8 protein-coding genes are annotated in these 8,241 nt (G+C 35.1%); 3 read left to right on the forward strand and 5 right to left on the reverse strand.

Going from position 1 to position 8,241, the window contains the following annotated elements:
* Nucleotides 1-277: 277 nt before the first annotated feature.
* Nucleotides 278-991: a response regulator gene (locus EUBIFOR_RS06985; RefSeq protein ID WP_003865287.1), complete on the reverse strand. Its 714-nt coding sequence runs from the start codon at nucleotides 989-991 to the stop codon at nucleotides 278-280.
* Nucleotides 984-2,861, reverse strand: a complete 1,878-nt coding sequence (locus tag EUBIFOR_RS06990) for a DUF4118 domain-containing protein (RefSeq protein WP_050755954.1) — start codon at nucleotides 2,859-2,861, stop codon at nucleotides 984-986. The genes EUBIFOR_RS06985 and EUBIFOR_RS06990 overlap by 8 nt, the downstream gene beginning before the upstream one ends.
* Nucleotides 2,862-2,982: 121 nt before the next feature.
* On the opposite strand from EUBIFOR_RS06990, the gene EUBIFOR_RS06995 reads away from it, so the two are divergent.
* The 3 genes from EUBIFOR_RS06995 to EUBIFOR_RS07005 all read left to right on the forward strand — a co-directional run bounded on the left by EUBIFOR_RS06995 (nucleotide 2,983) and on the right by EUBIFOR_RS07005 (nucleotide 5,585).
* Entirely contained in the window at nucleotides 2,983-4,320 is a 1,338-nt protein-coding gene (locus tag EUBIFOR_RS06995; protein WP_003865289.1) for a TrkH family potassium uptake protein, read from the forward strand.
* 10 nt (nucleotides 4,321-4,330) lie between these two features.
* Entirely contained in the window at nucleotides 4,331-4,978 is a 648-nt protein-coding gene (locus EUBIFOR_RS07000; protein WP_040466313.1) for a potassium channel family protein, read from the forward strand.
* Nucleotides 4,979-5,231: 253 nt separating this feature from the next.
* Nucleotides 5,232-5,585, forward strand: coding sequence for a hypothetical protein (locus tag EUBIFOR_RS07005; RefSeq protein WP_003865291.1), 354 nt, complete (start codon nucleotides 5,232-5,234; stop codon nucleotides 5,583-5,585).
* A gap of 17 nt (nucleotides 5,586-5,602) precedes the next feature.
* Here EUBIFOR_RS07005 and EUBIFOR_RS07010 read toward each other — a convergent pair whose 3' ends face one another.
* The 3 genes from EUBIFOR_RS07010 to eutH all read right to left on the reverse strand — a co-directional run bounded on the left by EUBIFOR_RS07010 (nucleotide 5,603) and on the right by eutH (nucleotide 8,241).
* Nucleotides 5,603-6,895: an ATP-binding protein gene (locus tag EUBIFOR_RS07010; protein ID WP_040466314.1), complete on the reverse strand. Its 1,293-nt coding sequence runs from the start codon at nucleotides 6,893-6,895 to the stop codon at nucleotides 5,603-5,605.
* A 168-nt stretch (nucleotides 6,896-7,063) separates the two neighbouring features.
* On the reverse strand, nucleotides 7,064-8,080 hold the full coding sequence (locus EUBIFOR_RS07015; RefSeq protein ID WP_040466315.1) for an alpha-hydroxy-acid oxidizing protein: 1,017 nt from the start codon (nucleotides 8,078-8,080) through the stop codon (nucleotides 7,064-7,066).
* 2 nt (nucleotides 8,081-8,082) lie between these two features.
* Nucleotides 8,083-8,241 (reverse strand): ethanolamine utilization protein EutH, encoded by a 159-nt coding sequence (eutH, locus tag EUBIFOR_RS12455; protein ID WP_261795752.1) that lies wholly within the window; start codon nucleotides 8,239-8,241, stop codon nucleotides 8,083-8,085.

Here is an 8,241-nt window from a genome sequence, read left to right on the forward strand (position 1 = left end):
ATCTCATATACCTCGTTTTTGTTGTGCTCTTTAGTCAAATTCTATTTATATATGAAAAAAGACTATTAAAAAACAATGAACCACAATACGAAAAAATTAGTTTTCGCGATTCATTGTTGATGTATCCCATTCTATTAAAAATTGAAATCTTCCTATTTACGATTGTCAGCCTATTTAGTATATTGATCCTTCTATGCATCAATAAAACCATTATGGCACTCATCACAATTGGAGTTATCACAATTATTATTTCACTCTATTTCAATATGCGAAGACACTAGTCTTCCTTTTTTTCTGTCTGATTCAACATACGATATCCAACACCTACATGCGTCTGAATATATTTTGGATTTGAAGTATCCGGCTCAATCTTTTTTCGCAAAGTAGCCATAAACACTCTTAGACTCGGCGTTTCTGTACCTTGAACACTTCCCCATACTTCTTGCATGATATAATTATGTGTTAAAACCTTATCGGTATTTTTAGCTAAAACACACAATAATTTATATTCAATCGGCGTTAAATGGATTTCATGCCCATTCTCATATACACAACCCTGCGCATAATTGATTGTCAAATCTCCATTTTCATATACACTCTCATTTACACTTATGGTCTGACTATTATTTAATCTTCGAATCGTTACACGCAGTCTAGCCAACAATTCATCCACTGAAAATGGTTTTGTCAAATAGTCATCGGCCCCTAAATCTAAAGCTTTTACCTTATCTTGATCTTCACTTCTTGCCGAAACCACAATAATTGGAATATTTGACCAAGAACGAACCTTCTTTATAACTTCCAAACCATCCATATCCGGTAAACCTAAGTCTAGAAGCATAATATCAGGATTATAAGAAAGAACATTCATAATACCTTGTTTCGCTGTTTTTGCCAGACGAAACTGATAGTTTTCCATCTCAAGTGTTGTCGTAATCAAATTTCCAACCGCAACATCATCTTCAATAACTAATATTTGTACTTTATTCATAAAGATTCACCTCCACTGCGTCCAATAAAAATTTAAAACAAGCACCATGAGGATTTACATTTTCTACCCAAATCTTACCACCATGCGCTAAAACAATCGACTTACACAAAGATAAACCTAAACCCATACCTCGTCTTGTATCTCCACTATGATTATTTTCCGTATAGAACATTTCAAACAATTGATCTGGATGTAAAACACCATTTCCATCATCTTGAACTTCAATTAATATCTTATTCTCAATTCGTTTTGCGCTCAAAACAATTTTAGAATTCTCTGGCGTATATTTAATCGCATTATTCATTAAATTCACTAATACTTGAATAATCAAACGCGCATCCATATTGGCCATCAACAAATCATCCTCTAAACGCACAGAAATATTATGATTACGCTTATTACGTCCTAAATGATGAATCGCCTCTCTAAAAATATCCTCAATCATTTCTGGTTGTTGATTCAACTGCATCGTACCATTTTCAATTCTCGTTATAAACAATAAGTTTTCCACCAAATCATAAAGCCACATCGCATCATTATAAATATCCTGATACAATTCCTTCTTCTTTTCTAAAGAAAACGCATTCTCGTTTTCCAACAATAAACCTGCATTACCAGATATAGATGTTAATGGTGTTCTTAAATCATGCGAAATCATACGCAATAAATCGGCTCGCAACGCTTCTTGTTTAGCTTGCTGCTCAATCTTTAGATTTTCTAGACGAATCCTTTCCTTTTCTAAAGCCATACCACACTCATCCAATATCGCAAGCCACAAATTCTTTTCAAAAGAATCCATCTTATCTTTTAAAACAATTCCAACCACACCTAATACTTCGTGCGTTCCATTTATAGGCAAATATAAACACATCGAATCCGAATGATAACTTGTTGTTTTACCAGCTTCATGTTTATTTTCATATACCCAAGCCACAATATTTGTCTCTATGGGACATTGTCCAAGTAAAATAGGCTCATCATTATGTGGATACAAAACTAAATCTGTATCCAACAATTTATGCAGCTGTTTTAACATGGACGCATAAATCGCATTCATATCATTCGCCTTTTGAAGCATCTGGCTCATCTCCAATAAGACTTGCGTACGATATACTTGTTTGGCATTCTCAAAAGACTGTTTCTTTAACCTTGTCATTAATGAACTTGAAGACATAGCCACCACAAACATCACAATATATGTCGTAATATAGCTTGGATCACTCAACAAAGAAAAATAGGGGTATGTAAAGAAAAAGTTAAAACATAATACTGAAAATAAAGATGCCAATAAACTATAGATATATCCACTTGTCCAAATAGATACAAATACAATCCCCAAGATATAAATCATAATGGGTGTCGTAATCAAGAATTGAAAGTGCATAAATCCCTTGCCAATTAGCGTACAAAGAATAAGAATCAAAATCATCTTTAACAGATCTTTAAAGGAAAAACGAAAAGAACTAAAGTCAAAATAAAACAAATGCCGATAGTCATGAGGATAATTCACAGAATATACATCAATGTCACGCAATCTAAATAAAGCCTGTGAGGCAAGACTCTTTTCTATAACTACGCAATCCACTTGTGAAACATCCACATATTCAACAATCTGTCGAATCTTATTGTGCCCATAAAGAATTGTAACTTTAGCTCCCTTACTCTCCGCAAACTTAATATTTTCACGCAAACAACTCTTTGATGCCGCACTCATACTTTCATCTTTTGGGGTCTGCACATAAACAGCACTTAACGTCGCATGATTGTTCTTCGCAATTTGAGCCCCTTTTTCAATCACTCTTGAATTATATTTTGAAGTCGATAAACATAATAATACACTAGCCATACGACAAGTATAACACAAGCCCACAAAACAAGCCCACAAAGAACCAAGTATCTTAACATTGTCTTAATATAGTGTTAGAATATTTTTATAAAATCTTAATGCAGACTAGTGTAGAATGTGTTGAGATATTAGGATAGGTGGTTTTATGTTTAAAAAACGTATGAATCGCATTACCCCAGGACAAATGATCATCCTCAGTTTTGCGACTATGATATTTATTGGTGCCTGTTTGCTTATGCTTCCATTTTCCACAAACGATGGAAGGGGCGCTCCCTTTTTAGATGCATTATTCACTTCAACCAGTGCTTCATGTGTAACCGGACTGATTGTGCATGACACAGCTCAATATTGGTCCCCATTTGGACAACTTGTCATTTTAACACTTATTCAAACTGGAGGTATGGGCGTTATTACTATGGCAATAATCCTATCTGTTCTAGGTGGTAAAAAAATTGGTTTTAAACAAAGATACTTTATGCAACAATCTATTTCCGCACCAAAACTAGGCGGTATTATTCGAAACACAAAATGGATTCTTAAAGCTACCTTATGTGTAGAAGCATTAGGAGCCATTTTATTAGGCATTCGCTTTCTGCCTCGCTTTGGCCTAGTCAAAGGCATATGGTATTCCATATTCCATTCTATTTCCGCCTTCTGTAATGCTGGATTTGACTTAATGGGCACCCAACAAGCCTATTCATCCCTAACTAGCTATTATGGCGACATACTTATATCCAATGTTATTGCAGCATTAATCGTACTTGGTGGTTTAGGCTTCTTTGTCTGGAAAGATGTTATTCAATACAAACGTCATTTGCACAAATATTCCTTACAATCTAAAGTCGTGCTATTTACGACAGCCGCTTTATTGATTATTAGCACGCTCTACTTTTACATCAATGACTTTAGCCATTGGAATATGAGCTTAGCCGATCAAATCAATGTTTCAATCTTCCAAGCCGTATCCCCAAGAACAGCCGGCTTTAATACGATTGATTTAAACAAAATGAATCAAAGCAGCATCCTCTTTATGACACTACTTATGTTGATAGGAGGAAGTCCACAAGGTACGGCCGGAGGTTTTAAAACTACAACACTTGCCGTATTGATACTAAGTATTCGTGCTGTATTCAATCATAAACAAAACCCACAATGTTTTGGAAGACGCATCTCCATAGACTCATTAAACAATGCCACAGCCTTATTTATGTTATTTATGGTATTATTCTTTACAGGCGCACTCCTTATTTCAGCCTTCGATCAACTACCCATTCTAGACGCCCTATTTGAAGCGGCCTCTGCCATTGGAACCGTTGGACTTACATTAGGAATCACACCCACACTATCAAGTGCATCCCACTGCATTTTAATTTTCTTGATGTTCTTTGGAAGAGTTGGAGGATTAACTTTACTGTTAGCTATTTCTAAACATCAAGTTGTCGCAAACGCAAATTTACCACAAGAAAATATCACAATTGGATAAAGGAGAAAATATGAAATCAGTATTAATTATTGGAATGGGACGTTTTGGACGTCACATGGCACAAAAACTATATGATTTAGGACATGACGTTTTAGCTATTGATAAAAGTGAAGCTAAAATCAACAAAGTCCTTTCTTATGTCACAAATGCACAAATTGGAGATTCCACCGACGAAAGTTTTGTTGACTCACTAGGCGTATCCAATTTTGACCTTTGCGTTGTAGCCATTGGAGATGACTTTCAAAGCTCACTAGAAACAACCGCCTTATTAAAAGATTATGGTGCTAAACTTGTTGTCGCAAGAGCCGTACGTGATGTACACGCTAAATTCTTATTGCGTAATGGAGCCGATGAAGTCGTATATCCTGAAAAACAAATCGGTAATTGGGCAGCCGTACGTTTCTCAAGTGAAAATATCTTTGACTATGTACAACTTACTCCAGACTACTCAATTTATGAAATTTCTGTGCCAAATTCATGGATAGGAAAAAGTATGTTAGAACTTGATATTCGAAGAAAGTACCACATCAATATTTTAGCCACTAAAATCAATGGAATTCTCGACCCACTACCTAGTGCGGAACACACTTTTGAAGAATCGGAAAACATCCTGATTCTTGCACAAAATTCAGACCTACAAAAATTCCTTCGCTTTTAATGAAATCTTAATATGTCGCCTCATTCTTTAACACCATTTAAACATTGAAAATTCTACAATAAAGGTGTAAGAAAGAGGCGATTATTTATGTTAGGTATTTTATCAATAGGATCCGTAATCTACATTTCTTTCTTAGTCCCACGACTTTTAAATCACATCTTAAATATCACGCACCATTAATGTATGCCACAAGCATACCAATTATCCCCATTTCTTAGTTTAAAATATACTTAAGAAAGGGGATTTTATCATTATGAAAACATGGAAACTAGTCAGTGGAATCATTTCCATTGTATTAAGTGTATTTGTCGTATTCCAAAGTATGATGGCAGGCCTTGCCAACGCACTAGAAGAAAGTGGACAATCCAGTGGCAGTGCAGGACTTGTTGTTAGTATATGCATGCTTTGTGGAGGAATTGTATCGATTGTATCTAGAAAGAACAACTCTAAAGGCACAAACATTGCACTTATTATTCTGTTTGGTTTAGCTACATTAACAGGCTTTGTACTTGCAGGTAACTATTCAGACCTATATATATGGTCTTTTTGGTGCTTGATCAATACAATACTCGCAATCATTTCATTAAGAAAAGGTATCAGAAATTAAAACTGATACCTTTTAAGTTATAATAGATCCTTTGTTTTTCGAACCAAGTATAACGGAAGATTTGTAAAGTCACCATCCTTACGATACCCACGTTTAGAAAAACGATATGCATGTTGAGGTGCATTATTTGCGACATATGTCTTAAAAGAATTGGCAGATCTATCCTCACCACCCTTTACTTCAATCGGAATAATTTCCATTTTATTTTGAACCACAAAATCAATCTCACCATTTTTATCCGAATAATATCGGGGTTCAACTTCAAATTGTCCTTGAAGTTGTTGTAAAACATAGTTTTCTGTCAATGGTCCTTTAAATTGATAATCTGTTCTCAATAATATCGCGCTATTATCCACGCCCGCCATTTGTTTGAGAAGTCCTGTATCAAACACAAACAGTTTAAACTGATCCAATTTATCAAAAGCAGATAATGGATGTTCCATCTTAGACACATTATATACACGATTCAACATACCAGCTGACACAAGCCATTCGATTGCTTCTTCAAAATCTCTAGCTCTAGCCCCTTCACGAACAGCACCATACATAAACTTCTCGTTGGGTTTCGCAAGTTGAGAAACAATACTTCTGAATACCATTAAAATACGTCCACTATTCACTTTTCCATTATGCTTAGAAAAGTCATTTTCATAAACCTCAATCAATTCTCTTTGTATCTTAGATATCATGGCAGGATCTTTATACTTGATCCATGAAGATACACATTCAGGCATACCACCAATAATAAGATAATAATTATAAGCATCTAATAAACGTTGATGGAAAATTTGTTCAATAACTTGTTCTTTTTGAATACTTTCATAATATGCATATAACCCAGAATCTATCGCATTTAAAAACTCATCAAACGTCAATGGATAAATATCTAAAAGATTAACCATACCTACAGGATATGATTTTGGCTTAGCCAATAATGTGCCTAAAAGACTACCTGCCGTTATCACATGATATTCATTCGCTTTTTCTTTAAAATATTTAAGCGTATTTAATGCTTCAGGACACTCCTGAATTTCATCAAATATAATCAAAGTTTTTTCAGGTTCAATTTTTTCATCACTGATCATAGAAAGAAGTTCGATAATACGATTTGGATTTTTATTAGTTTCAAAAATAGATTTTAGTTCATCCTCCTCATCAAAGTTAAAATAAACATAATTATCATAATAATTCTGACCAAATTCTTTCATCAACCAAGTCTTACCAACCTGTCTTGCACCTCTTAATACCATAGGTTTTCTCTCAGGACTATTTTTCCATTGAACTAGCTTTAAAATCGCATTTCGCTTCATGAAACCACCTCTTGAATTTAAGTTAACACATTTTTCCATGATTTTCTATACCTATTTAACACATTTTTCCAGACTTTTTATAATTGATTTAACACATTTTTCTGTAATTTTAGATACCTTTTTTACACATTTTTCTGAAGTATCAAAAAAAGGCAGCATTTAAGCTGCCTATCTTACCATATCACGAGTAATGTCTTTTAAGCTTTTAGCCCCACACATCTCCATTGTATCTACTAGTTCACTACCAAGTTTATCTACCAATACTTGAATACCTTCTTCTTTTGCTCCATAGATCGCATTCACGAATGGACGAGCTACAATGACGGCATCTGCACCTAATGCCAAAGCCTTAAAGATATCGACGCCATTACGAAGTCCACCATCCACAAAGATTTTCATTCTTCCATCGACCGCCTTAACAATTTCTTCTAAAACTTCAGCTGTCGCAGGCGTCTGATCTTGAACACGACCACCATGATTCGAAACCACAATTGCACTAGCTCCTGCTTCTTTTGCCTTTAAAGCACCCTTCACACTCATTACACCCTTCACAATAAATGGTACAGGTGTATTTGAAATGATAGCCTTTAATTGCTCTGTATTCATTCTTCCTGCAGGAGGCTGACACCCCTTTAAGAAAGGAAGTCCAGCTGCATCTACATCCATAGCTACCGCAAAGGCATTACTGTTTAAAGCTAAGTCTAATTTTTCTAAATAGGTTTCTAAACTCCAAGGTTTAACGGTTGGAATACCATACCCATTATTTTCTTTAATAATACGCGTCGCATTGATCATAATATTTGGATCTTTTCCATCTCCTGTAAATGCACAAATACCCGCATTCATACAACCTCGAACTAAAATATCATTATATCCATTATCATCGTATGCATCTGAATAGTGCATTCCTACAGCTCCTACAGGCCCTGCAAAAATCGGATATTTAAATGTATGACCAAATAGTTCTAATTCTGTACTTACTGGTTCATTATCTGTAATTGTATCCATATTTACACGAATGTTTTTCCAAGCATCATAGTTGCGCATCGCAACATCCCCAATACCTTTAGCACCAGGACCTGGAATCGTATTTCGACATGCCTTTCCATCACATACAGGACAAGACTTACATAACTTTGTCCCCATCACTTCACGACTTTTTTCCATCAATTCCATATAATTCATAATCATTCCTCCATTACATTCGCTATAACCAAGCCTAATATTCCAGCTAAAAGCTTTACAACCACAAACCAAGTCACACTATTTGGATTTACTCCGGCAATAAAACCAAGTTGCCCACCAAACACAAATGCTCCACTCAAAGAAAAGGCGGCGTTTAAAAT

Origin of the sequence: Holdemanella biformis DSM 3989 (assembly GCF_000156655.1) — a bacterium.
GTDB lineage: Bacteria > Bacillota_I > Bacilli_A > Erysipelotrichales > Erysipelotrichaceae > Holdemanella > Holdemanella biformis.

Bases quoted from the DNA above. Each gene is read 5' to 3' on its own strand.
- EUBIFOR_RS07005 (WP_003865291.1), top strand. From the start codon at position 5,232: ATGAAAACATGGAAACTAGTCAGTGGAATCATTTCCATTGTATTAAGT.
- EUBIFOR_RS07010 (WP_040466314.1), bottom strand. From the start codon at position 6,895: ATGAAGCGAAATGCGATTTTAAAGCTAGTTCAATGGAAAAATAGTCCT.
- EUBIFOR_RS07000 (WP_040466313.1), top strand. From the start codon at position 4,331: ATGAAATCAGTATTAATTATTGGAATGGGACGTTTTGGACGTCACATG.
- EUBIFOR_RS06985 (WP_003865287.1), bottom strand. From the start codon at position 991: ATGAATAAAGTACAAATATTAGTTATTGAAGATGATGTTGCGGTTGGA.
- EUBIFOR_RS07015 (WP_040466315.1), bottom strand. From the start codon at position 8,080: ATGAATTATATGGAATTGATGGAAAAAAGTCGTGAAGTGATGGGGACA.
- EUBIFOR_RS06995 (WP_003865289.1), top strand. From the start codon at position 2,983: ATGTTTAAAAAACGTATGAATCGCATTACCCCAGGACAAATGATCATC.